Source organism: Streptomyces buecherae, assembly GCF_014295035.1.
Classification (GTDB): Bacteria; Actinomycetota; Actinomycetes; order Streptomycetales; family Streptomycetaceae; genus Streptomyces; species Streptomyces youssoufiensis.
In genome coordinates this window covers 7188839-7213547 of record NZ_CP060404.1, presented here as the reverse complement: position 1 = coordinate 7213547, position 24709 = coordinate 7188839, and the positions used below count along the sequence as shown (strand labels likewise).

Annotated in this window: 18 protein-coding genes and 1 pseudogene; 3 read left to right on the top strand and 16 right to left on the bottom strand. The window is 74.0% G+C overall.

Annotated elements, in window-relative coordinates; all coding sequences use genetic code 11:
* Window positions 1-4 precede the first annotated feature (4 nt).
* From H7H31_RS28780 to H7H31_RS28730, 11 genes are all read right to left on the bottom strand, one after another.
* Window positions 5-862, bottom strand: a complete 858-nt coding sequence (locus H7H31_RS28780) for an alpha/beta fold hydrolase (RefSeq protein ID WP_187064820.1) — start codon at window positions 860-862, stop codon at window positions 5-7.
* A gap of 445 nt (window positions 863-1307) precedes the next feature.
* Window positions 1308-2528: a hypothetical protein gene (locus H7H31_RS28775; protein WP_232110129.1), complete on the bottom strand. Its 1221-nt coding sequence runs from the start codon at window positions 2526-2528 to the stop codon at window positions 1308-1310.
* Window positions 2512-3456, bottom strand: coding sequence for a hypothetical protein (locus tag H7H31_RS28770; protein WP_187064819.1), 945 nt, complete (start codon window positions 3454-3456; stop codon window positions 2512-2514). The genes H7H31_RS28775 and H7H31_RS28770 overlap by 17 nt, the downstream gene beginning before the upstream one ends.
* Before the next feature lie 216 nt (window positions 3457-3672).
* Window positions 3673-3912 (bottom strand): LapA family protein, encoded by a 240-nt coding sequence (locus tag H7H31_RS28765; RefSeq protein WP_187064817.1) that lies wholly within the window; start codon window positions 3910-3912, stop codon window positions 3673-3675.
* 236 nt (window positions 3913-4148) lie between these two features.
* Window positions 4149-8507: a non-ribosomal peptide synthetase gene (locus tag H7H31_RS28760; protein ID WP_187064815.1), complete on the bottom strand. Its 4359-nt coding sequence runs from the start codon at window positions 8505-8507 to the stop codon at window positions 4149-4151.
* Window positions 8504-8734 (bottom strand): phosphopantetheine-binding protein, encoded by a 231-nt coding sequence (locus H7H31_RS28755; protein WP_176160880.1) that lies wholly within the window; start codon window positions 8732-8734, stop codon window positions 8504-8506. The genes H7H31_RS28760 and H7H31_RS28755 overlap by 4 nt, the downstream gene beginning before the upstream one ends.
* A gap of 5 nt (window positions 8735-8739) precedes the next feature.
* Window positions 8740-9372 (bottom strand): isochorismatase family protein, encoded by a 633-nt coding sequence (locus tag H7H31_RS28750; protein ID WP_187064813.1) that lies wholly within the window; start codon window positions 9370-9372, stop codon window positions 8740-8742.
* Window positions 9373-9463: 91 nt separating this feature from the next.
* Window positions 9464-11182, bottom strand: coding sequence for a (2,3-dihydroxybenzoyl)adenylate synthase (locus tag H7H31_RS28745; RefSeq protein WP_187059873.1), 1719 nt, complete (start codon window positions 11180-11182; stop codon window positions 9464-9466).
* Window positions 11179-12360 carry an isochorismate synthase DhbC gene (dhbC, locus tag H7H31_RS28740; protein WP_187059872.1) on the bottom strand — a complete coding sequence of 394 codons (1182 nt, stop codon included), beginning with the start codon at window positions 12358-12360 and terminating at the stop codon, window positions 11179-11181. The genes H7H31_RS28745 and dhbC overlap by 4 nt, the downstream gene beginning before the upstream one ends.
* 424 nt (window positions 12361-12784) lie before the next feature.
* Window positions 12785-13564 (bottom strand): 2,3-dihydro-2,3-dihydroxybenzoate dehydrogenase, encoded by a 780-nt coding sequence (locus tag H7H31_RS28735; RefSeq protein WP_176160883.1) that lies wholly within the window; start codon window positions 13562-13564, stop codon window positions 12785-12787.
* 273 nt (window positions 13565-13837) lie between these two features.
* Entirely contained in the window at window positions 13838-14845 is a 1008-nt protein-coding gene (locus H7H31_RS28730) for an ABC transporter substrate-binding protein (protein WP_187061909.1), read from the bottom strand.
* A 172-nt stretch (window positions 14846-15017) separates the two neighbouring features.
* Here H7H31_RS28730 and H7H31_RS28725 point away from each other — a divergent pair, with 172 nt between their 5' ends.
* From H7H31_RS28725 to H7H31_RS28715, 3 genes and pseudogenes are all read left to right on the top strand, one after another.
* Window positions 15018-16118 carry a FecCD family ABC transporter permease gene (locus H7H31_RS28725; protein WP_187061908.1) on the top strand — a complete coding sequence of 367 codons (1101 nt, stop codon included), beginning with the start codon at window positions 15018-15020 and terminating at the stop codon, window positions 16116-16118.
* Window positions 16115-17278 (top strand): FecCD family ABC transporter permease, encoded by a 1164-nt coding sequence (locus H7H31_RS28720; RefSeq protein WP_372456030.1) that lies wholly within the window; start codon window positions 16115-16117, stop codon window positions 17276-17278. Before H7H31_RS28725 ends, H7H31_RS28720 begins: the two co-directional genes overlap by 4 nt.
* Before the next feature lie 2 nt (window positions 17279-17280).
* Window positions 17281-18081: pseudogene (locus tag H7H31_RS28715) on the top strand (ABC transporter ATP-binding protein); the annotation flags it as partial.
* Window positions 18082-18292: 211 nt separating this feature from the next.
* Here H7H31_RS28715 and H7H31_RS28710 read toward each other — a convergent pair.
* The 5 genes from H7H31_RS28710 to H7H31_RS28690 all read right to left on the bottom strand — a co-directional run bounded on the left by H7H31_RS28710 (window position 18293) and on the right by H7H31_RS28690 (window position 24610).
* Complete coding sequence (locus H7H31_RS28710; protein WP_187061907.1) at window positions 18293-19735, bottom strand: caspase family protein; 1443 nt, start codon at window positions 19733-19735, stop codon at window positions 18293-18295.
* A complete protein-coding gene (locus H7H31_RS28705) occupies window positions 19728-20108 on the bottom strand; it encodes an effector-associated constant component EACC1 (protein ID WP_187118118.1) in 381 nt (126 codons plus the stop codon). The genes H7H31_RS28710 and H7H31_RS28705 overlap by 8 nt, the downstream gene beginning before the upstream one ends.
* Before the next feature lie 229 nt (window positions 20109-20337).
* On the bottom strand, window positions 20338-22386 hold the full coding sequence (locus H7H31_RS28700) for a S9 family peptidase (protein WP_187061905.1): 2049 nt from the start codon (window positions 22384-22386) through the stop codon (window positions 20338-20340).
* A gap of 3 nt (window positions 22387-22389) precedes the next feature.
* A complete protein-coding gene (locus H7H31_RS28695) occupies window positions 22390-23763 on the bottom strand; it encodes a M20/M25/M40 family metallo-hydrolase (RefSeq protein ID WP_187061904.1) in 1374 nt (457 codons plus the stop codon).
* A gap of 13 nt (window positions 23764-23776) precedes the next feature.
* Entirely contained in the window at window positions 23777-24610 is an 834-nt protein-coding gene (locus H7H31_RS28690; RefSeq protein ID WP_187061910.1) for a M55 family metallopeptidase, read from the bottom strand.
* Window positions 24611-24709: the final 99 nt, after the last annotated feature.

Sequence of the window (24709 nt, the reverse complement as noted above, 5' to 3'; positions counted from 1 at the left end):
GCCCTCAGCCCGCCCGCACCCCCACCCGTCCGGCGGACACGATCGCCTCGGCCAGCGCGTCCGGCTGGGACAGGAAGGGCGAGTGGGAGCAGTCGAGTTCGGTGACCTGGGTGGGCGTGGCCGAGACGGTGTCGATCTCCTTGACGAAGCGATACTGCAGGGTCGCGGGGATCACGTTGTCCCGGCCACACACCACGTACGCGTGCGGCACGCTGCCGTAGCGCTCCTGGGTGACGGTCAGGGGCTCCAGCGGAATCCCCGCCGGCCCGTCCGTGCTCAGCAGCGCGATGGTGGCGTCGGCCGTGCGGTCGTCGACGTCGTTGTAGAAGGTCTCCTTGATCTGGTCGCGCCGCTCCGGGTCGCCGAAGTCGATGCGGGCCGCGCCCACCACCATCGGATCGGCCGCGAGGTGCCGGCTCACCATCTCACCCGTGTTCTCCGGACAGGTGTTGTAGTAGCCCGCCGGCGCCCCGCTCACCGGGGCGAACGCGGAGACGTAGACCAGGCCGGCCACGAGTTCGGGGACCAGCTCGGCCACGGCGGTGGCGACCACGCCGCCCATGCTGTGGGCCACCACGAGGACGGGTTGGCCGCCGCCGACGGTCCGTATCTGCTCGGCGAGTACGGCCGCCGCGGACGACGCGGTGACCGCCGCCACCGGCGACGGCTCGGTGGCGAACGACGCCGCGTCGAACGGCCGCGCCCAGCGGGCGCGCGGCGCGGGGCCGCGCAGCCCGTGCCCCTCCAGATCGACCGCGACCGACGGCACGCCCCGCGCGGCCAACCGCTCGACCACCGGGCTCCAGCACCAACTGCCGTGCCAGAAACCGTGTACCAGGACCACGGGCAGGGAGTTGTTCATCGTCTCCTCTTACGTTCGGGCGAAGGGGGCACCGACCGGCAGCGTAGACCGCGTTGATGTTGGTGTGGCAGATGGTCACACTCGCGACGCCGGTTGACGCCCGGCAACCGGCGGTTAGGCGCGGGTCGTTGGACCGCGATCCACCGGAGGACCTCGTCGCGCGAGGCCATGCGGCGCAGCGACCACTTCCGAATACCGGCGTCCTGGTACGCCCCGTGCACGACGTCGGCGTCCGCCGCCGCCCACGGCCGCGACAGCAGCGCGCCGTCGGGCGATTCGAGCGTGGGCTGTGCGGAGTGGGACAGCCTCCCCGTGGGGATGACCGGCGCTGGCGACAGGCTCATGGTCAACATCATCGCCTGGCACGGGGAAGGCTTCCACACCCCGACCGGGCGTGCGTGGGCCGGTGACTGGTGAGGGTGGGCCGGTGAGTTCGCCGCCGGGGTCACACCGGGGGCCGGGTCTTCTTCCCGAGGAGCGGGCAGGCGGATTCCGTCGCCGAAGCGGGAGTCGCGGGTGCCCCGGCCGGGCCGCCGAGCTGACGCAGGATTTCCACCGAGAGCAGGTCCTCTTTGCCCTTGAAGGCGTCGGCGACCACCGGGTCGGTGGGCAGGACCATTTCGGCCGAGACGTTGTCCAGAACGATCCGGGCGAGATTGTCCAGGGCGACGAAAATGGGGTCGCGCGGAATCTCGACGGTCGACAGGTCGATGAGATGGGTGGCGACCTTCGCCGGATTCATGCACCGCCTGATGATGATCGAAGCCTGGTTCAACTCGGATGTCGTCCAGATCGACAGCACGACCGTGTACAGGTCCTTCCACTGTTCGTCGCCGACCGTCGCCCGCCACTTCCGCATGAGACCTTCCACCCCGGAGATCTGGGCCGAGGCCGCGTACTCCATGTTGGTGCGGATGCTCGGGTAGGTCGCGGCGGAGAACCTCGTGAACGACGCCATGTCGAAGGTCTCGTTCCTCACGGAATCGCGGATGAACGTGAGTGACTCGTCGAGGATCTTTCGACAGGACAGTTCCAACTCCTTTGGCAGGTTGGCATGCACGAGCTGCCGACGCGCGGTGGTGAGCGTGGTGGCGTACTCCTGGAGGGGGCCGATCCAGTCGACCGACCCAGGCCCCTTGAACGCGACCATGTCCAGGTCGTGTGGGTCGATGCGGCTGGCGTTGGGGAGGTTGGGCACGGTGTCGCTGACGTACGCGGCGAGGATCGAGAAGAGGCCCTGGGGTACGTGGCTGATCGACTTCGCCAGCTCGAACAGCTCCGGCACCGGGCAGGTGGTCTCGGGTGGGCTTCCGTCGCGGATGAGCGTGAACCGTCCGCCCGTGGCGTCGTTCTGGACGACGATCACGGGACTCAGACGCGTGCTCAGTTCGGACTTGAGGGCGGCGTAGCTGGCACGCATGCCGACGTTTGCCGCCCGGATCGCGTCACGGGCCCGCGCCTCGGCGTGCGTCACGCCCGCGGCTGGCGGTGCGGTGGTGGCTGCGGCCGGGGTGGTACCGAGGAGCGCGGTGGCTCCCACGGCGGACGTGGCGTCGATGAATGCCCTGCGGGTGACCATGCCCTGGGTCCTGTCCTTCGTCTCGCGGAGCTGCCGCTTCCGCCAGCGGTGCGAGGAGCGGGCCGCGTGATCACCAGAACTCCTCACCCTGCCTTTCGATGTCCGCGCCGCATCTGACATCCATGACGTCATGGAAGTCGATGATGGCCGGCGGACCCATGATGTTGCCCGGCAACACGTACTGGAACGAGTGCAGTCTGTGTTGCTTGCTCGGGAAGCTGGAGTTCGTGTCGCTGACCTCTTTTCCCCCGGACTTCAGGCGGAAGATGTTGGTGCCGCTGTCGTAGTACCCCGACGCGTACAGCGGCAGCGGAATACCCCATCCGGGGACCTTCCACGCGTGACCCTTCTTCGCCACGTTGATCTTCTTGGGGAACCAGCCGTTCACCCAGAACCAGGGGACGTTGTACTGGTCCTTGGCCCCGACCGCCAGCTTCGTTCCCTCCGGCAGCTTGTACTGTCCAGTCGGTAGCTGGAACCGCACCTCTCGCCACCAGGTCGAACCCAGCTTGCCGAACTTCCCGACGGAGCAGTCCGCCCAGGCGACCTTGGGGACCGGCGCGGATTTCTGGAGGCACCAACGGCTGTCGGCGACGGTGGCGCCGAAATCCGCCCAGTAGACCCGCGCCTCCTCGTCCCGCTTGCCGCCACCGGTCCACACCCGGCTGTAGAGCACGCCTTCGACCAGGGATGTTCCCGCGATGGAGTAAGTGGCGTCGTCACCGAAATACGTCGTGGCCCAGTGCGTGGCGGCGGACGCCTTCGTGCCGTGCAGCGAGTCGTACCTGTTGTAGTCGAGGTCGTGTTTCGTCTTACTGCCCGAGTGCGCGAAACGGTTCGTCCCGTGGAGGGTGGGCCTGATCAACCCGTCCGCGTTGACGTGGAAGACCTGACTGGGTGTGATCTTCTTTCCGGGTGACTGCCACAGGCGCCCATCGGCTCCGGCCGTCAGTACCAGGTCGCCGTTCTCCTCCTGCGCTGCCGGGCTGATCACGTAGTAGCCGCTGTCTGCCATATCGCTGTCCTCACCGAGGAATGTCGACGCGTCCGCCCCGCCATGGCTGGCGTCTTCGTTCCGCCCCGATGGTTGAGCCGATCGAGTGACGTCGCGTCGCCTGGGCCGTGGTCGGGAGGGCACCGGTCAGGAGCTGACACCCCGCCCGGCGTCGCGCCATCTGGCCCACTCGGCCGGGCGGGGCCTCTCACGGGCCGCCCGCCGACCGGAGCCGGATCACCGTCGCCGGAACAGATACGCCCCACACAACCCCCCGATCACCGCCACCGCGGCCAGCACCAGCCACAGCGGCATGGTGACCTCGGGGATCAGCAGGCGGATCTTGACCTGGCGGGTGTTCTCGAAGATGAAGATCAGGCCGAGGACGCCCAGCACGAGGAGGGCGATCCTGCCGGGCGTGAAGAACTCGTGTGTGCGCCCGCCTCCGCCGGTGTCCGGCCTTGTCTTGGGACTCATGACGCGCCCTTCCCTCGAACGTCGGACCGCACCGCACGTCCGGTCGCGGCCCGTCGCGTCGCGTCCGGCAACGTCCGGTCACGCCTGGAGTGCGGCTTACCTCCCAGGATGCGGCGCGGCCGGCGGCGCGCACCGCGTGGCGGCGGGGCGTAGGCCAGACGGGTGAGGGACGGGCCGGGGAAGGCCCAGGGGCGCGCCCGCTCGCGCGCCCCTGGGGGTCTGGCCACTCGGCGTGCTCAGGCGCTGCCGGTCGGCCAGTCCCGTATCGCCGCCGCGACCACCGCCAGCGCGTCCGGCTGGGTGAGCTGGGGGTGCAGGCAGTCGATGTCGTGGTTGACCAGGCGGCCGGTGACGTAGGGCTGCCACGCGTCGCGGGTCAGCCAGTCCTCGGGGCGGGGGGCGGCGGCCGTGAAGAACAGGACGTCGCCGTCGAAGGCGCGGTGCTCGTGCTTGCGCATCAGGGTCGCGTTGTTGACCACGATGTCCACGACCGCCGAGAGCGTGTACTCCGGCAGGCTGGCCAGCGCGCTGCCCTCGCGGCGCAGCGTGTCGAGCACCTGCTCGCGGGTGAGCGCGCGGCCTTCCTGGATGTCGAAGCCGGCCATCCGCAGCAGCGCGCGCGGGGCGTCCGCCTGGGCCGGGATGGCCAGGTCGCGCCACTGGTCGGAGGGGTAGGCGTCCATGAGGGCCAGGAGTTCGACGCGTTCCCCCGCCTCCTGGAGGCGGACGGCCACGGTGTGGGCGACGACCCCGCCGACCGACCAGCCGAGCAGCCGGTAGGGGCCGTGTGGCTGGACGGTGCGGATGTGGTCGAGGTAGTCGGCGGCCATCTCCTCCATGGTGGCGGGCAGCGGCTCGGGGGCGGTCAGGCCGCGGGCCTGGAGCCCGTACACCGGCTGGTCGGGGCCGAGCGGGGCCAGCAGGCCCGCGTAGCACCAACTGATGCCGCCCGCCGGGTGGAAGACGAACAGCGGGGGCCTGGCACCGCCGGGGCGCAGCGGGAGCAGGACGCCCAACGCGTCGTCCGCGGCGCCGGCGCCGCCCTCGCCCTCGGTGGCGGCGCGCAGCCGCTCGGCGAGCGCGGCGGACGTGGGGGCCTGGAAGAGGGTGCCCAGGGCGAGTTCGACGCCCAGCGTCTCGCGGATGGCGGCGACGAGCCGCATGGCGAGCAGCGAGTTGCCGCCGAGGTCGAAGAAGCTCTCCTCGACGCCGGCCTGGTCCACGCCGAGCGCCCGCGCGAACAGCCGGGTCAGGGTCTCCTCGCGGTGGCTGCGCGGGGCGCGGCCGGGTCCCGTGGTGGCGGCCGGGGGCGCGGGGAGCGCCTTGCGGTCGAGCTTGCCGTTGGGGCTCAGCGGAAGCGCGTCCAGAACGACGATGGCGCTCGGCACCATGTAGTCGGGCAGCCGCGCCGCGAGGTGCTCCCGGAGCAGGGCGGGGTCCGGGCCGCGGCCCAGACCCGGCGTCCCCTCGGGGACAGCGGCGCCTGTGCGCCGGGCTCGGGCGGCAGCGTCGGGCCCCGCATGACCGGCCCGCTCCGGCGCCGTCGGCGCGGCAGCCACGTGCGTGCTCTCATCGCTCTCCATCGCTGGACGGTCGGCCCCGGCGGCGGCATCCGCCGGAGCCGACCGCCCGGTCCGCGCGGCGGGCTGGTGGCCCGTCACGTAGCCGACGAGGCGCTGGTCGCCCGGCCGGTCCTCGCGGACCAGCACGCAGGCGGCGGCGACCTCGTCCGTGGCGGCCAGGGCCGCCTCGATCTCGCCGAGTTCGATGCGCAGGCCGCGCAGCTTGACCTGGTGGTCGGTGCGGCCCAGGTACTCCACGGCCCCGTCGGCCCGCCAGCGGGCCAGGTCGCCGGTGCGGTACATGCGGGCGCCGGGCTCGGCGGCGAACGGGTCGGCCACGAAGCGGGCGGCGGTCAGGTCGGGCCGCCCGAGGTAGCCGGTGGCGAGTTGGGTGCCGGCGAGGTAGAGCTCGCCGGCGACGCCGGGCGGGCAGGGCTGGAGCGCGGCGTCCAGGACGTACAGCCGGGTGTTCCACACCGGCTTGCCGATCGGCACCGGGCCGCTCTCGCCGGGCACGCACGGGTGGTACGTGACGTCGACGGCGGCCTCGGTCGGGCCGTACAGGTTGTGCAGGGGCACGCCGGGCAGCAGGCGGTGGAAGTCGGTGACGGTCTCCCGGGGCAGCGCCTCGCCGCTGCAGAAGACGCGGCGCAGGCCGGCGCAGTGCGCGGCGCCCGGCTCGGTGAGGAAGACGCCGAGCATGGACGGCACGAAGTGGACGGTGGTGATGCGCTGGTCGCGGATGGTGCGCGCGAGGTAGGCCGGGTCCTGGTGTCCGCCGGGCTCGGCGACCACCAGCGTGGCGCCCTCGCGCAGCGCCCAGAAGAACTCCCACACCGAGACGTCGAAGCCGGAGGGGGTCTTCTGCAACACGCGGTCGTCGGCGCGCAGCGGGTAGGTGTCCTGCATCCAGCGCAGCCGGTTGTCGATCGCCCGGTGCGGGACGACGACGCCCTTGGGGCGGCCGGTGGAACCCGAGGTGTAGATGACGTACGCGGGGTGGTGCGGGGTGAGCGCGCGGCCGGGGTCGGTGCCGGGGAAGCGGTCCAGGTCGGCCCGCACCTCGGGGTCGTCGAGGACGAGGGCCGGCACGGCGGTCTCGGGCAGCGCGCCGTGGGTGGCCCGGTCGGTGAGCACGCACGCCGGGGAGGCGTCGCCCAGCATGTACGCCAGGCGCTCGGCCGGATAGTCGGGGTCGAGCGGCAGGTAGGCGCCGCCCGCCTTGAGGACCGCGAGCAGCGCCACCACCAGGTCCACCGAGCGCGGCAGGGCGACGGCGGCCAGCACGCCGGGGCGCACCCCGAGTTCCGTCAGGCGCCGGGCGACCCGGTTGGCCCGGGTGTTGAGCTGCGCGTACGTCAGGGTCTGGTCGCCGAAGACGAGGGCGGGGGCGTTCGGGACGCGGGCCGCGCGGTACTCGATGGGGCCGATCAGCGTGGTGGGCGGCAGGGCGCGGGCGGTGTCGTTGAAGTCGGTGAGGACCAGGGTGCGTTCGGCCGGGGTGAGCACGGACAGCTCGCCCAGCGGCGCGTGCGCGTCGGTGGCGGGGTCGGCGATGCGGGCCAGCAGGTCCAGGAAGCGGCGCTGGTGGCCGGCGAGGTCGTCCTCGTCGTACAGCCTCGGGTTGCCGTCGTAGTCGATGCGCAGGCCGGCGCCGTCGGCGCGGTCGTAGATGTTGACGGTGAGGTCGTCCACCGGGCCGGTGGACAGGTTGTGCGCGTCCGAGCGGGCGCCGGCGAAGGTCAGCCCGTAGTCGAAGGGCATCACGTTGACCAGCGGGCCGACCAGGGCCCGGCCGTCGCCGAGCAGTCCCAGGTCGCGACGGATGTCCTCGTACCGGTAGCGCTGGTGGCGGCGGACGGCGCGGATGCCGAGGACGACCTGGCGCACCAGGTGGGCCAGGGTGTCCTCGGGGCGCACCCGCAGTCGCAGCGGCAGCACGTTCATCACCATGCCGGGGATGCGCAGCGCGGCCGAGCCCATGCGGCCCATCATCGGCACGCCGAGCACGACGTCCTCGCTGTGCGTGGCCCGCGACAGGTACAGCGCCTGGGCGGCGAAGAGCAGGTCGGGCCAGGTGGCGCGGAGTTCGGTGGCCAGCGCGCGCAACCGCTCGGTCTCCTGGTGGCCCAGGTGCGCGGTGCGGCGCAGGAAGGTGTGGTCGGGCAGCGCGGTGCGGCCGGCGAGGCTGGGCGCGTCGGGCAGGTCCAGGGCGCGCGGGGCGCCGGCGCCGGGCTCGCTCGCGGTGGCCGGGTCGGTGCCGGCGGGGGGCGCGGCGCCGAAGGTGGCCGCCCAGTGGGCGCGGTCCTTGGCGTAGCCGTCGCCGGCGCGGTACGCCTGGTCGTCGGCGACCAGGTCGGTCAGCCGGCCGAAGGGGCTGGGGGTGGGCTCGGCGCCGGTGGCCAGGGCCGTGTAGACCTCGGCGACGCGGCGGGCCAGGAGCGAGTAGCCGTAGCCGTCCATGACGAGGTGGTGCACGCACTGGTACCACAGCCAGCGCTGGTCGCCGACCCGGAACAGGGCGTGCTGGAACAGCGGGCCGCTGGCCAGGTCGAAGGGCTTGGCCAGGTCGGCGCGCATCCAGGCCAGGGCCGCCGCGACCGGGCCCGCGTCGGTGCCGGCCGCAGTGCGCAGGTCCGCCTGGTGCAGCGGGAAGGCGCGGCGGGCCGCGCCGTCCGGGTGCGCGGACCGGGTCGCGGCCGGGCGGCCGGGCGGCTCGATCTCGATGGGCACCTGGCGGGGTCCGGCCGCCTCCCCGTCGGCGTCCCCGTCGCCGTCACCCGCGATGACGCGCACCCGCAGCGCGTCGGCCTCGCCGGTGGTGCGGTGCAGGGCCTCGGCGAAGACGGCCGGGTCGATGGGGCCGTGGATCTCGATGTACTCGGCGGTGTTCTGGGCCGGGCTGTCCGGGTCGAGGGCCTGCGCGAACCACATGCCCGACTGGGCCGAGGTCAGCGGCAGTCCGGGCGCGGGCCGCGCGGCGTCGGTGGCCGCCCCGCGCCGTGGCACGGCCGGATCGAGCAGGGTGGTCATGTCCGCGCCCCCAGGAGGGGGGCCCACCGCTCGATGGCGGGCTCCTCGGCGAGGTCCACGAACGTCACCTCGACGCCGTGGTCCCGGCGCCAGCGCTCGACCAGGGCCATGACGCGGACGGAGTCGAGGCCGTAGTCGACCAGGTTCTCGTCGTCGGGGATGTCGGCGGGGTCCTCGCCGAGCACGTCGGCGACGTCGGCGCGGATCTGCTCCACGGTCAGGGCCATCGCGGTTACTTCCCCTCGAAAACGGTGTCGGTGGTGGTGACGACGGCGCACTTGGCGGCGGCGTAGCGCAGGGCCATGGCGTGGTCGGCGGCGGAGAAGTCGGCGACGGCGTCGGCGACCAGGAAGGACTGGATGTCGCGCATCCAGGCGTCGGCGGCGCTGAGCAGCACGCCGATGTGGGCGTACACGCCGACGATGACCAACTGGTCGCGGCCCTGGGCGGCCATCCGCTCGGCCAGGTCGGAGCGGACGAAGGCGCTGTACTTCCACTTGGTGAGCACGGTGTCGCCGGGCTCCGGCGCCACCGGGGCGGCGATGGCCTTGGCGTGCTCGTCGTCGGGCAGCCCCGGCCCCCAGAAGTCCTGCTGGAGCCCGCGCTCGGCGGGGCTCTGGCCGCCGGGCTGGGCGGAGTACACGACGGGCACGCCCAGGCGGGCGCAGTCCTTCTTGACGCGGGCGACGTTGGCGAGCAGTTCGGTCACCGGCGACGCGTTCTGGTCGAACGCGGACAGGAAGTAGTTCTGCAGGTCGTGTACGAGCAGTACCGCGCGGCTCGGGTCGACCGTCCAGGCCACCTTGTTGGCGGGCAGGTCGGCCGCGGCGGGCATGGGGTAGGGCGCGATGGCGGGCAGAGCCATGACGGGGCCTTTCAGGCTTCGGGTCGAGCGGGTGGAGCGGTGCGCGCCCCCGCCGGTGCGGGGTGGCGGCCCGCGGGGCGGCGGCGGGGCGTCAGGGGGTCGGGGCCGTCGCGGGCGGCGCTGCCCGCGACGGGTCGGCCGGCGCCTGTCCCGGTTGTTCCGCCGCGCGGGCGGCGACCTGGGCGGCGATGGCCGCGCGCAGGTCCTTCTTGCTGACCTTGCCGACGCCGGTGCTCGGGAACGCGTCGATGAACTCGACCCGGTCGGGCACCTTGTACGCGGCCAGGCCACGCTCGCGGACGAACTTCTTGATGGCGATGGGGCGCACGGGTTCGGCGCCGGCCCGGGGTACGACGTACGCGCAGGTGCGCTCGCCGAGGTAGGCGTCGGGCATGGAGACGACGGCGACGTCGTGCACGGCCGGGTGGGCCAGGATGTGGTTCTCGATCTCCTCGGCGGCGACCTTCTCGCCGCCCCGGTTGATCTGGTCCTTGGCCCGGCCCTCCACCACCAGGTAGCCGTCCTCGGTCAGCCGCACCACGTCGCCGGTGCGGTAGAAGCCGTCGGCGGTGAAGGCGGTGGCGTTGTGCTCGGGGGCGCGCCAGTAGCCGCGGATGGTGTACGGGCCGCGGGTGAGCAGGTGGCCGGTGGCGCCGACGGGCAGGTCGTTGTCCTCGTCGTCCACCACGCGCACCTCGTCGTCGGGCGAGATGGGGCGGCCCTGGGTGGTGACGATGGTCTCCTCGTCGTCGTCCAGGCGCGTGTAGTTGACCAGCCCCTCGGCCATGCCGAACACCTGCTGGAGCGTGCAGTTCAGAGCGGGCCGCACGCGGCGGGCGGCCTCCTCGCTGAACTTGGCGCCGCCCACCAGGAGCACCTGGAGGCTGGAGAGGTCGTGTTCGCCGCGCCCGGCGGCCTCGATCCAGGCCAGGGCCAGGGGCGGCACGAGCCCGGTGAGGGTGACGCGCTCGCGCTCGATGAGCGGGAACGCGACGTCGGGGCTGGGCTGCGGGGCCAGCACGACGCGGGCCCCGGCGTACAGCGCGCCCAGCGTGCCCGGCGAGCTGAGCGGGAAGTTGTGGGCGGCGGGCAGCGCGCACAGGTAGACGCTGGTCTCGTCCACGGCGCAGATCTCGTTGGAGCCCCACAGCGAGTAGATGTAGTCGTCGTGGGTGCGCGGGATGAGCTTGGGCACGCCGGTGCTGCCACCGGAGAGTTGCAGGAAGGCCAGGTCACCGGGGGCGGGCGGGTCGGTGATCGGCACCGGCTCGGCCGGTACGTCGGACAGCGGCGTGTGCCCGCCCGCCTCGGCCGGGTCCGCCGCGACGAACACGTGCCGCAGCGTGGGCACCTGCGCGCGGACGGCGGTGGCCAGTTCGCGGTAGTCGAACCCGCCGTGCGTGGCCGGGATGACGTACGCGGCGGCCTCGGTGAACTCGCAGAAGTAGCGCACCTCGCTCTCCCGGTGCGCGGGCAGCGCGAAGACGGGCAGCGCGCCGACGCGGAAGAGCGCGAACATCACCTCGAAGAACTCGGCGACATTGGGGAGTTGCAGCACCACCCGGTCGCCCTTGCCGATGCCACGGGCCAGGAAGCCGGCGGCGAGCCGGTCGGCGCGGGCGTCCAGTTCGCCGTAGGTCAGGCGGCGGCCGTCCGGGGAGCCGGGCGCGGGCGCCGGGTCCACGATCGCGATCCGGTCCGGGTGACGCTCCGCGCGCTCGCGCAGCATCTGCCCGAACGTCTCGCCGCGCCACCAGCCGGCGGCCCGGTACCGCTCGGCGAACTCGCTCGGCCAGGTCGGCGTACTCACTGGTCAACCCCCACCGCGTGCAGGAACGTCTGGAACTTCGCGCCGGTCTCGGCGGTCTCGGCCTCCGGCGTGGAGGCGGCCACGACGCCGGCGCCCGCGTACAGGCGCAGCGTGCGCCGTTCCGCCTCGGCACACCGGATGGTGACGACCCACTCGCCGTCTCCGCTGGCATCTTCCCAGCCGACCATGCCGGTATACAGACCGCGGTCGAAGGGTTCGAGGTCGCCGATGACCTCGCGGGCCAGTGCGGTGGGGGTGCCGCAGACGGCCGGCGTCGGGTGCAGCGCGCAGGCCAGCTCCAGGGCGCTGGCGGCGCGCCCGTCGCGCTCGGCCAGCTCGCCGGTGACGGTGGTGGACAGGTGCCACATCGCGGCGGTGCGCACCAGCGTCGGCCGCTCGGGCACGTGCAGGCTCGCGCAGTACGGGGCGAGGGCGGCGCGCACCGCGTCCACGACGACGGCGTGCTCGTGCAGGTCCTTCTCGGACTCCAGGAGCGCGGCGGCGCGGCGGACGTCCTCGGCGAGGTCGGCGCTGCGCGGCGTGGAGCCGGCCAGCGGGTTGGCGACGAGCTGCCCGCCGCGCCGGCTGACGAGCAGTTCGGGGCTGGCGCCGAGCAGCGTGCGGCCCGCGCCGGCGGGCACGGCGAAGGTGTAGCCGCGCGGGTCGCGGCGGGCCAGCCGCTGCACCATGGCGGGCAGGTCGAGGTCGTCCGGCGAGGTGAGTTCCAGGGTGCGGGCGAGGACGACCTTGCTGAACTCGCCGCGCCGCATGCGGGCCACGGCCGCGGCGACGGCCGCCCCGTACGCCGCGGGCTCCGGCACCGGGCGCACCGACCAGCCGGCGGCCTCGGGCGCGGCGGCGGGCAGGGCGATCAGCGGGTCCTGGGCGAGCGGCGGGGCCCACTGGACGGCGTCGGGGACGGCGAGGGCCGCGGGTGCCGTGTGGTCGAAGGGCACGGCGCCGACCACCAGCGGCGCCTGGTCGCCGGCGCCGGCCTGCTCGGCGAGCGTGGCGGCGACCCGCTCGGGCAGCGGGCGGGCGTCGTGCGGGACCTCGGCGCGTACGCCGTGGGTGAGCAGGGTCCTGGTGGGCGAGGCGAAGAACCGGGCGTCGCCCGCGGGGTAGGCGTCGAGCAGGGCGGTGGCCGAGCCGACGGCGTCGGTGTCCACCGTGCGCACGGGCCGTTGGGCGGGCGCCGCGCCACGGCCACTGCCGCGCGCCGGTCGCACCCGGGTCGTACGGGCCGCCTCGGCCGGCGCGCGGCGCTCGCGGCGTGCGGGGCGGCGTGCCCGGCGCGGGGCGGGGCGGGGTGCGGGGCGGGCCGCCCCGGCGTGGCATCCGGCTCGGACGGGCCGGATATCGGGCGCTCGGCGACCTCGTGTGTCGTCGTCACCTGCTACTCCATTCGTTCGGTGCGGGGGCACCGGTCGGGGTGTCGATGGGGCCGTTTCGCCTGACGCGCGGGCTCGTCGGGCGGGGCCGGTCGTCGGGCGGGGGCCGGTGTCGGTCGCGGCGCCTGGGGCGCCCGGTGGCGCCCGGCGGTGTCGGCGCGGCGGCGTACGGGCCGGCCGGCCGCCGGGCGGGGTCGCGGCCGACGCGTGGTCAGGCGCGCAGCGTGGCGCCGCCGTCCACGTACAGGTCGTGCATGGTGATGTGGCGGGCGCGGTCGGAGACGAGGAAGGCGACGGCCTCGGCGATGTCGCTGGGCTCGGCGATGCGGCCGAGCGGGATGCCCACCCGGTAGGAGGCGGGGTCGCCGTCGATGACGCGCAACGGGGCCTGCGGGTCGGTCCACAACTGCCGCTGCATGGCGGTGTCGGTGGAGCCCGGCGAGACCACGTTGCAGCGCACGCCGCTGCGGGCCAGTTCGAGGCCGAGACACTTGGTGAACATGGTGGCGGCGGCCTTGGACGCGGCGTACGCGGCCATGCTGGTGCGCGGCACCCCGGCCGCGTTGGAGCCGACGGTCACGACGCTGCCGCGGCGGCGCTCGCTCATGCGGCGGGTGACGGCGCGACAGGTGTGGAAGACGCCGGTGGTGTTCACGGCGAACGTCTGGCTCCAGTCCTCGTCGGTCAGCTCCGCGACCGGCGCGGGGCGCAGCACCCCGGCGACGTTGACGAGGATGTCGATGGGCCCCACCTGGTCCTCGACGACGGACACGACGGCGTCCACGGCGGCGCTGTCGGTGACGTCGGCGGCGTACGCGCTGACGCGCGGCGCCCCGTACTCCTTCTCCAGGGCCGTGACGCCGTCGGCGTCGCGGTCGAGGGCGGCGACCTTGGCCCCTCGGTCGGCGAGGGCCCTGGCCACCGCCTCGCCTATGCCCTGGCCCGCGCCGGTGACCAGCGCGATCCGCCCGGAAAGTTCTGGCTGCTGCACGGTGTTGCCCCCTCGGCGTGACCTTACTTAGGTAAGCCTAACCTAGCATGGGTTGCCCGCTTCGCCCCAGGTAGCGGGCCTGTCGCGGCACCGCGACGGCCGGCGACCCGGCCGCCTCCCGCACCCTTCGGAGCGCCGCCCTCCGGGCGGACACGGCCCCCTCGCGTACCGGGGACCTTGCGGGGCGCGAGGCGTGACGCCCCGTCGGAACGCGGACGCGGGGCGCGGGGGCGGGACGCCGCCCGGGAGCGGCCCCGCCCCGGCCGGACGCGACTACTTGCCCATCGCCTTCTCGACGTCGTCCAGCACCGACATGGCCGCCAGCGAACCGCCCAGGCTCGTCCACTTGGAGCCGTCGATCTGCGTCACGTGGCCGCTCTTGACGGCACCGAGCTGCTGGTAGGCCGGCTTCTTGCGCAACTCGCCGAAGAGGTCGGCGTCCTTGCCCTTGGAGGAGAGCGTGCCGATGAACAGCCAGTCGGCGTCGATCTGCTGGATGTCCTCGTCGCTGAGCGGCGTCGAGTGCCCGGCGCCCTTCTTGTTCTGCAGCGCCGGCCGCTTGAACTCCAGGTCCTTGAGGACGTCGCTGATGAAGACGCCCTGCTGCATCACGGCGGTGCCCTTGGCGGAGTAGCGGGCCACGCTCACCGTCGAACCGGCCTTGTCGCCCAGCGACTTCCTGACCTCCGCGACGCGCTTGTCGTAGTCGGCGAGGAAGGTCTTGGCCTCGTTCTGCTTGCCCAGCACCTCGCCGGTGAGGGTGAGCGCCGACTTCCAGTTCTTGTCCTTGCCCACCGTCATCACGGTCGGCGCGATGCCGCGCAACTGCTTGAGTACCTGGGCGTCGGCGATCTGGCCGGCCAGGATGACGTCCGGCTTGGCCGCCAGGACCTTCTCCAGGTCGGGGCCGGTGACCGCGCCGACGACCTCGATGTCCTTGGCCTTGTCCGCCAGGTACTCCGGCGCGCCCTTCTGCCCGCGGCCCGCCGTCAGGCCGACCGGCTGCACGCCGAGGGCGAGCGAGGAGTCGAGGTCCATCTCGCTGAGCACCACGACCCGCTCGACCTTCTCGGGCACCTTCACGTCGGCGCCGGTCACGTCCTTGACGACGCGGGACTTGCCCTTGTCATCCCCCTTGTCCGAATCATCCGACCCACACGCCGAGAGCGTGAGGGCCGAGACGACGGTGAGGGCGGCCAGCGCGGTCAGCCGGGCGCGCGGGGAACGCGCCAGGCCGGGGCGGGAGGTGGGCGAAGAAGCGGACGAGGGGGACGGGGACATGCGGTTCTCCGAAGTGTCAGCCGGCGGAGGGCAGTTGCCACCACCGGTCCTGCCGTACGAGCCGCGCCGCTGGTCGCGACGGGAAGCCCGCACCACCGGGGCATGGCATTCGACGGGTGGGTCTGGCGACCCACCCGGCACCCCGGGTCAAGAGCGAGGTTAGGCTAACCTCATGTCCGTTGCGCAAGAGGCCGGGCCTCCCATCGACGTGACGAGGCCCACGCTGACCAAGTCCGTGCGGCCCAGGCACCGTCCCACCGCGTGGGCCGCCGCCGCACTCGTCGCGTTGTTGCTCGCCCTGTGTCTGCTGTCCCTCCTCATCGGCTCGGGCAAGACCCCGATGGGCCGCGCCCTGGACTACCTCCTCGGCGACCCGTCGGCCCGCGCGGACGCCGCGCTGCGGCTGGCCGTGGTGGACGTGCGGTTGCCGCGCACCATCGCCGCCGTCCTGGTGGGCACGGCGCTGGGCACCGCGGGCTGCCTGCTCCAGGCCGTCACCCGCAACCCGCTGGCCGAGACCGGACTGCTGGGCGTCAACTCCGGGGCCGCCCTCGGCGTCGTCATCGGGCTCACCTACTTCGACGTGACGTCGGCCTACGGCATCCTCGTGTGGGCGCTGGTCGGCGGCATGGCCGCGAGCGCCGTCGTCCTGCTGCTCGCCGCGTCCGGACGGGCCACCACCTCGCCGCTGCGCCTGGTGCTCGCCGGCTCCGCGCTCGGCGCCACCTTCCACGGCATGACCTCGTACGTGCTCCTGGGCACCCAGTCCACCTTCGACGTCTACCGCTACTGGACCATCGGCTCGTTGGCCGGCGTGGAGACGCGCACCGCGCTGTCGATCGCCCCGCTGATCGTCGTCGGCCTGGTCATCGCCGTGGGCGCGAGCCGCCCGCTGTCCGCGCTGGCCCTCGGCGACGACAGCGCCCGGGCCCTCGGCCACCACCCGGGCCGCATCCGTCTCGTGGTGGCCGGCGCGGTCACGCTCCTCGCCGGCGCCGCCGTCGCGCTGGCCGGCCCGATCGCCTTCCTCGGCCTGCTCGCCCCGTACGCCGCGCGCCTGGTCACCGGCCCCCGGCTGGCGGCCCAACTGCTGCTGTCCGCGCTGGTGGCCGCCAACGTCATGGTCGCGGCCGACATCGCGGCCCGCGTCGTCATCCGCCCCTGGGAGACGCCCGTGAGCGTGCTACTCGCGCTGATCGGCGGACCGCTGCTGATCTGGATCGCCCGCACCAACCGCATGCTCGGCCTCGGCGCGCCCGGCGGTGGCGCGTGACGCCCCCCGAGGCGCGCCCGGCGCCCGACGCCCACCGCGACCCCGACACGCGACCGGCGCCCGACGCGCCCGCGCCGACCCCGCCGGCGACGGCCCCCGCGGGCGGCGACGCCGTGCCGCGCGTCGCGCCGGCCGACAGCACCGTGCTGCGCACGGGCACCTGGTCCTGGCTCTTCCCGCACCGGGCCGCGCTCGTCTCGCTCGGCCTGCTCGCGGTCATCGCCGTCATCGTCGCGCTGGCCACGCTGGCCAGTTCGACCGGCATGGGCGTGGGCACCTCACTGCGCGGGCTGCTGGGCACCGGCGACCGGCTGACCGTGATGCTCGTACAGGAGTTCCGGCTGCCGCGCATCGTGGTGGGGCTGCTGGTCGGCGCCGCCCTCGGCATCGCCGGCTGCCTCACCCAGACCCTGGCCGGCAACCGGCTGGCCACCCCCGACATCATCGGCGTCAACGAGGGCGCCACCGCCGCCGTGGTCGCCTCCGTCGTCGGCAGCTCCACCGCCATGGTCGGCGACTGGTGGCTCGGGCCGCTGGGCGCGGCGGGCGCGGCGGCCCTGGTCGTGCTGTGCGCGGGCGGCGCCGGCACCCGCGGCTACCGGGTCCTGGTCGTCGGCATCGGCGTCTCCACCATCATCGGCGCCATCAGCGACCTGGTGATGTCGCGCCAGAACGACAACACCGCCGGCGGCGTCTTCCTGTGGAGCGTCGGCAGCCTCAGCGGGCGCGACTACGGCGTGGGCGAACCGCTCGCCCTGTGCCTGCTGGTCCTGGTCCCGCTCGCGCTGGTCGCCGGGCGCCGGCTGGACGTCCTGCGCTTCGACGACGACGTGGCCGCGGCCCTCGGCCTCAACGTGCCGCTGCTGCGCGGCCTCACGCTCGCCCTCGCCGTCGCGCTCGCCGGCATCGCGGTCGGCATCGGCGGCCCGATCGCCTTCGTCGCACTCGCCGCGCCGGTCATCGCGACCAAGCTGTACGGGCCGACCCGGGTCCCCGTCATCGGATCGGCCCTGGTGGGCGCGGCACTGGTGGCCGCGAGCGACGCGCTGGGCCGGGTGGTGGCCCCCGTGGAGATCCCCGTCGGCGTCATCACCAGCGTGCTCGGCGGACCGTTCCTGCTGTGGGTGCTGTTCGGCGGCTCCCCCTCGCGAAAGGCATGACCGTGGAACTCGTCGTCCAACAGCTCAAGGCGGGCTACCCGGCAGGCGCCCGGGGCAAGGCCGAACCCGCCCACCTCGCCGTGCGCGGCGTGGACCTGACCATCGCGCCCGGCCAGGTCGTCGCGATCGTCGGCCCCAACGGCTGCGGCAAGTCCACGCTGCTGCGCGCCATGGCCCGCCTGCACCAGCCGCACGCGGGCACCGTCACCGTCGGCGGCGACGACGTCTGGCGACTGCGCCAGCGCGACGCCGCCCACCGCGTCTCGCTCCTCCCGCAGTCCCCACAGGCCCCGGAGGCGGTCACCGTCGCCGGCCTCGTACGGTACGGGCGCCACCCGCACCAGGGCCTGTTCCGCCAGTGGTCGCGCGAGGACGAGCGCGCGGTGCGCGCCGCGCTGACCGCCACCGGCGTCGCCGACCTCGCCGAACGCCGGCTCGACCAGCTCTCCGGCGGCCAGCGGCAGCGCTGTTGGCTGGCGATGGTGCTGGCCCAGGAGACCCCGGTGGTCCTCCTCGACGAGCCCACCAGCGCGCTCGACCTCGGCCACGCGGTGGAGGTCCTCGAACTGGTCCGCGAGGTGGCCACCGCCGGCCGCACCGTCGTCATGGTCCTGCACGACCTGACCAGCGCCGCCCGCTACGCGGACGTCGTCGTGGCCATGCGCGACGGCGAGGTGGTGGCCAGCGGCCCGCCCCGCGAGGTGGTCGACGCCGCGCTGGTGGAGCGGCTGTACGGGGTCCCGGCCGACGTGCTGGCCGCCCCGGTGGACGGCTCGCCGGTGGTGGTGCCGAGGGCGCGGGTGGCGGCTGGGCCCGGGCCCGAGGAGGCCCGGGAGCCCGACGCGTCCGAGGCAGCCGACGCGCCCGACGCAGCCGACGCGCCCGAGGCAGCCGACGCCGCCCTGGCGAAGGCGGGACCGGTCACGGTGGCGGACGCGGGCGAGCCGCCGGCGAACGGGCCGGTGGCTGTGCCTCAGCCCTGAGGCGCCCCGCTCCCCCGACCTCGTACGCCCGTCACGCGCACGTCTTGTCGCCCTCGGGGGCCGGGCCGCGGCCCTGGGTCACCTCGAACGTGGCGCCCATCTCGTCCGTGCCCGGCACCTTGGGCGTCACGTCGACGACGAGCACCTTCGTCCATTCCTTCGAGGGTCCGGGCACGACCGTGGATTCCCCGATCGCCACGCCGTGCGCCCTGCAACCGCGGGCGGAGGTGTCGACGAAGAACGAGACGAGTCCGCTGGTGTTGGCCCCCTTCCCGTCGTCGGAGCGCGCCGCTGAGCTGCCGCCGATCTGACCCTGTCCCCCGCCGAAGGCGGACTTCGAGCCGTTGTGGTAGACGTCGCCCACCAACCCGTTCACCCCGACCAGCACACCCTCCGGCGTGCGTTTCGTCTTGTTCAACACCACGGTCAGCTTCCGCGTGGCATACGGCTTCCCCTCCGTCGGACGCTCTGCCGGGCGCGGTTGCCGGGCTTCGGGTGGACGGGTCGGCCGCGTGGCGCTGGGCGGCGGTTTCGATTTCGGTTCCGCCGTGCCGTTGTCCAGGGTCGCGTAGACGAACGCCCCCGCGCTCGTCAGCGCGACGAGCACGCCACCGCGTAGCCACCGCGAGGCCAACCGTCGGCGCGGGAGCCGCCACCAGCGCTGCGGGACGGGGGACGGCCCGGCCGGCACCGGTCCGCGTACGAGGGCGACCCGGTGCGCGTCGCCGACGCCACCGGTCTGCGGCTCGGCGACCTCGAGCACCCGCTGGGTGTGGCGCACGAACTGGTACACGTCGCCGAGGCTCAGCGGCTCGGGCTGGGCCAGCGCCTGCAACAGGGCGCCGGTGAAGATGCTGTTGCGGTGGCCCTTCCGCGCCATGGACAGGCTGTTGGCGCTGGTGGACGTGAGCACGTACACACCCCTGGTCGGAGGCGGCGCCGACACCAGCGGGTGGTTCGCCCCCATGGACTCGACCGCCCGGCCGGAGAAGCAGCAGTCCAGGATCAGCACGCGGGCCGCCGCCCGGGCGCCGGCCAGTTCGCGCTGGAGCACGCTGAGTGGGAGCGCGGTGAAGCCGGTCTGGTCCGGATCGGTGTGCTCCAGCGCCAGGTGCAGCTTCGAGTCGTCACCGACCAGGCCGTGCCCGGTGTAGTAGACCAGCAGCAGGTCGTCCGCCGCCGCCCGGGCCTTGCCGAGCGCGCCGCCGATCGCGCGCTGGTCCAGCGCCTCCTTCTCGTCGAGCCCGAGTACGGTGCAGTGCTCGGGCCGCGTGTCGGCGAAGAGCCCGTGCCGGGGGTGCAGGAAGGCGGCCTTCAGGTCTTCCAGGTTGTTGCGGACGGCGGGGATGTCCGGCAGGTCCTTCGACGCGAAGGTGCTCGCCCCGATCAGCACGACGCGGCTTGTCGCGCCGTTCGGGAACCAGATGCCCGCCCGTGGCACCTCGCCCGTCGCGGACCCGTCCGCCTCACTCATCGGAGGCTGCCAGTCGCTCGACCTCACTGATGATCGCCTGCGGATCGCGGACGCCACGGGCGTCCACCGTCACCTCACGCCCGTCGCTCGCCTTGATCGTCACCGTCACGTCCGAGCGGCGCTGGCCGAGCCAGGTGGACACGGACTGCACGATCAGGGCCCCGGCGCCGCCGGAACCGAGGCTCACGACCAGGGCCTCCACCAGGCCACCCATCTCCCCTTCGGCGATGGGGCGGGGACACAGGGCCACCCGGCCGCGCAGGGCGTCCTCGCGGCTCAGCCAGTCGCGCAGCGAACGCAGGAGGGAATCACTGTCGGCACCCCGCACCGACAGTCTCAGCTCACCTTCGGACACACCGTCTAGTACAGGCATACGAGCAGCCTGGCCACAAGGCCCGGGACCGGTCCCGGAAACCACGAAACGGCAATCGATCGGGTGAAGTCGGCGGCTCCCGTGGCCCGTTCGCCCCGCTCCCCCGCCCCCGACGTACGCGCGTGGGTCGTGGACCCGCGGCCGACGAGAGCCCGGGGCCGGGGGCGCGCACGCCGCCGACCCCGGGCTCCCGTCGCGGCCTTCCAGCCGAGGCCCGGCCAGAGGCGCCCTACGGCGCCAACGCCACCGCCCGCACCCCCGCCGGCTCGAAGCCGAAGACCTGCCCGTAGAGCGACAGTTCCGCCTCCAGCGCGCTGACGATGGTCTCCGCGCGCCGGAAGCCGTGGCCCTCGCCCGGGTAGGTGAGGTAGGCGTGCGGGATGTCGCGGCCCTCGATCGCCGCGAGGAAGCGCTCGCACTGCACCGGGGGGCAGATCGCGTCGTCGAGCCCCTGGAGCAGCAGGAACGGGGCGCGCAGGCGGTCGGCCTGGTGGAGTGGGGAGCGCTCGCGGTAGCGGTCCGGGACCTCGGCAAGGGGGCCGATCAGGCTCTCCAGGTACTGGGCCTCGAAGTCGTGGGTGTCGTCGGCCGCCCAACTCGTCAGGTCGAGCACGGGGAACATGATGGTGCCGCACGCGTACCGGTCGGTGCCGGCCAGCGACGCCGCGGTGGTCCAGCCGCCCGCGCTGCCGCCCCGGATGGCCAGCCGGTCGCCGTCAGCGCTGCCCTCGGCGGCCAGCGCCTCGGCCACCGCGGCGCAGTCCTCGACGTCCACCACGCCCCACCGGCCGCGCAACTGCTCGCGGTAGCGCCTGCCGTACCCCGTCGAGCCGCCGTAGTTGACGTCCACGACGCCGATGCCGCGCGAGGTGAAGTAGGCGATCGGCAAGCCGAGCACCAGCGGGGAGCGGCTGGTCGGCCCGCCGTGCGCCCACACCACGTACGGCGGCGACTCGCCGTCGGGCGCCTGGTAGTCGGGGTTGCGCGGCGGGTAGAGGTGCGCGTGGACCTCCCGGCCGTCGGGGCCGGGGAAGGTGCGGGCCACCGGTTCGGGGTAGTACGCCGGGTCCACGACGTCCGTGTGCGGCTCGCCGATGACGCGGGCGTGGCCGGTACGGGTGTCCAGCTCGACCACCTCGTACCCGCTGGTCGGGCTCGCCGCCACGCCCACCACCCGGGTGCCGGCCACCGCGAGCGTCGGCTGCCACTCGCTCCACGGGCCGACCACGTCCACCGGTCCCGCCCCGGCCGGGCCGCCGTCGACTGCCGCGCCGGGCTGCTGGGCCGGGTCGTCGCGCTGGCCCGGGTCGAGTATGCCGAGCGTGGTGACGCCCCGGCCGTGGATGACCGCGATCAGCCCGCTGGGCAGCGGCGCGAACCAGCGGAAGCCGACCTTCCACAGCGGCCCGGCGAACTCCTCGTCGCGCGGGCACAGGTTGACCGCCGCCCCGCTGTCCGGGTCCACCCGGTGCAGGTTCCACCAGCCGGTCCGGTCGCTCGCCGCGATCAGCGTGCCGTCGGCGGCCCACTCGGCCTGCACGATGGACTCGCGCGGGCCGCCGGCGAGGGTGCGTACGCCGGTGAGGGCGCCGTCCGCGGCCACGTCGGCGATCTTCAACTCGGTGCCGTCCCACGGCATCCGCGGGTGGTCCCAGGCGATCCACACCACCCGCCGCCCGTCGGGCGAGCGGCGCGGGCCGGTCAGGAACCGGTGCGCGTCGTCGGTGAGTTCGCGCACGGCGCCCCGGTCCCGCGCCGCCGAGCCGTCCAACGGCACGGCCGCCAGCACCCGGCGCACGTCGCTCGGGGCCGGGCCGGTGAACTCCTCCAGGACGCACCACACCTCGTCCCGCTCGGGCACCAGCACCGGATCGACCCAGCGCAGCCCGCCGCCGACGGCGGACACCGGGGTCAGGGGGCGTGGCTCGGCGGCGTCGGTGGTCGCGGCGTCGGGTTCGTACGCGTACAGCCGCTGGTCGTCGAAGTGGCTGAAGACCAGCAGCGGCCCGCCGGTGGCGCGCGCGACGGCGGCCCAGGGCGCGCCGCCGTACTCCATGACCCGGCTGCGGACGTTCCACGGCCGGGCCAGCACCGGTTCCTCGGCGCCGCCGGGGCGCCGGCGCACCAGCGTGCGCCGGCCGCCCTCCGCCGGGCGCGGGGCGGTCCACCACACCTCGTCGCCGACCACCCCCACATGCTCGGGGCTGCCGTCGTGCGCCGCGGTGAGCGCCGCGTCAATCGGGGACCGCCAGGCTCCGTACGGGGCCGTGGACACCATCTCTCATGCCTCCCGCAGAAAGTGATCGAGGACGCGGACGCCGAAGTGCAGGGCCTCGACGGGCACCCGCTCGTCCACGCCGTGAAAGAGCGCCGCGTAGTCGAAGCCCGGGGGCAGCTTCAGCGGTGAGAAGCCGTACCCGGTGATGCCCAGGCGCGAGAACTGCTTGGCGTCGGTGCCGCCCGCCATGCAGTACGGGACGACGTGCCCGTCCGGGTCGAAGCGCTCGACGGCCGCGCGCATGGCCGCGAACGCGGGCGCCTCCACCGGGGCCGACAGCGGGACCTCGCGGTGGTGGTACTCCCAGTCGACGCCGGGTCCGGTCAGCGCGTCGAGGGTGGCCTCGAACTCCGCCTCGCAGCCGGGCAGCACCCGCCCGTCGACGTAGGCGGTGGCGCTGCCGGGGATGACGTTCACCTTGTAGCCGGCGTCGAGCATCGTGGGGTTGGTGCTGTTGCGCACGGTGGGGGCGATCAGGTCGGCGGCGCTGCCGAGTTCGGCGAGGAGGGCGTCCACGTCGAAGTCGGGGGCGTCCAGCTCGGCCTTGACGCCGTAGAGCTGGGCCAGTTCGGTCAGCGCGCTGCGCACCGTCGGGGTCAGCCGCACCGGCCAGCGGTGCTCCCCGATCCGGGCCACGGCGGCGGCCAGTCGGCTGACCGCGTTGTCGTGGTTGATCTTCGACCCGTGTCCGGCCCGGCCGCGCGCGGTCAGCCGCAGCCAGGCGGTGCCCCGCTCGCCGGCGGCGACCGGGTAGAGGCGGCGCACCCGCTCGGCGCCCGGCGTGGTGCCGTAGTAGGTGAAGGCGCCGGACTCGCTGACGCCCTCGGTGCAGCCGGCGAAGAGGTCCGCGTGCCGGTCGGCGAGGAAGCTGGAGCCGGCGTCGGCGCTGTCCTCCTCGTCGGCGGTGAAGGCGAAGACGACATCGCGTCGCGGGCGCAGGCCGAGCCGCTGCCAGGCGCGGACGACGGCGACCATCATCGCGTCCATGTTCTTCATGTCGATGGCGCCTCGGCCCCAGACCACGCCGTCGCGGATCTCGCCGGAGAAGGGGTGCACGCTCCAGTCGGCCGCCTCGGCGGGCACCACGTCCAGGTGCCCGTGGACCAGCAGCCCGGGCGCGGCGCGGTCCCGGCCCTCGACACGGGCCACGACGTTGGTGCGCCCGGGCGCCGCTTCGAGCAGGTGCGCCTCCACGCCCGCGTCGCTCAGCCGCTCGGCCACGTACTCCGCGGCCGGCCGCTCCCAACAGGAGCCGCCGCCCCGGTTGGTGGTGTCGATCCGGATCAGGTCCGAGGTGAAGCGCACCACCTCGTCGAGCGCCTGCCCGTCGAGGGCGGGCCCGCCCGTGGTGTCGTTGCCGCCTCGCGTCGGCGTCATGTCTCTCCCCCGCTCAGCCGTACTGTTCCTCGACCGCCGCCGATACGACGGTGGTCACCGCCTTGAAGCAGCGGATGCCCTCGTACATCGTCGGCGAGGTGTACGCCACCCGCCGCTCGCCGCGCCGCTCCACGCCCGGCACCACCGTCGCGGCGCCCGCCAGGTGCTCGGCGTCGAACTCGACCACCACCTCGTGCGGCCCGGCCCGCTCCGGCTCGCCGCGCGCGGCCAGCGCGGTCGCCTCGCGCGCCGCGGCCCGGATGTCGGCCGCCGTACGGGCCGGGGGGCGGCAGACCGCGGCGTACCGCGACACGTGGTCCTTGACCGCGACCATCCGCGCACGCGGGGCGTACCCCTTGGCGTCCTCGCAGGTCAGGTCGTCGCCGGTGACCAGGACGACCGGCACCCCGTACTCGGCGACCACCAGCGCGTTGAGCCGGCCCTCGCTGGCTCGGACACCGTTGACCCATACGCCGGTGATGGAGTTGGCCAGGTAGGTGTGGGCCAGGACGCCCTCGCTGCCGGCGCCGGTGTGGTAGCCGACGAACGCGATGCCGTCCACGTCGCCGTGTTGCACGCCCTCCACCATGCTGAGGCTCTTGTGCCGGCCCGTGAGGAGCAGGGCGCGTTCGTCCAGTTGCTCCAGGAGCAGGTTGCGCATCGTCCAGTGCGCCTCGTTGATGAGCACCTCGTCGGCGCCGCCGTCGAGGAAGCCGAGGACGGCCGCGTTCACGTCGGAGGTGAACAGCGCGCGGCAGCGTTCCCACTGGGGCGTGCCGGGCAGGACGTCGGCGGGCCAGGTCACGCCGGTGGCGCCCTCCATGTCCGCGGAGATGAGGATCTTCACCATTAACCCGTTCTACCGCAGGCGGAAGGGGCCGCGCACGAACCCCGACGTCAGTTGTTCGCCGCCGGCACCCGAACACCCCACCGGCCCCCGCTCGGC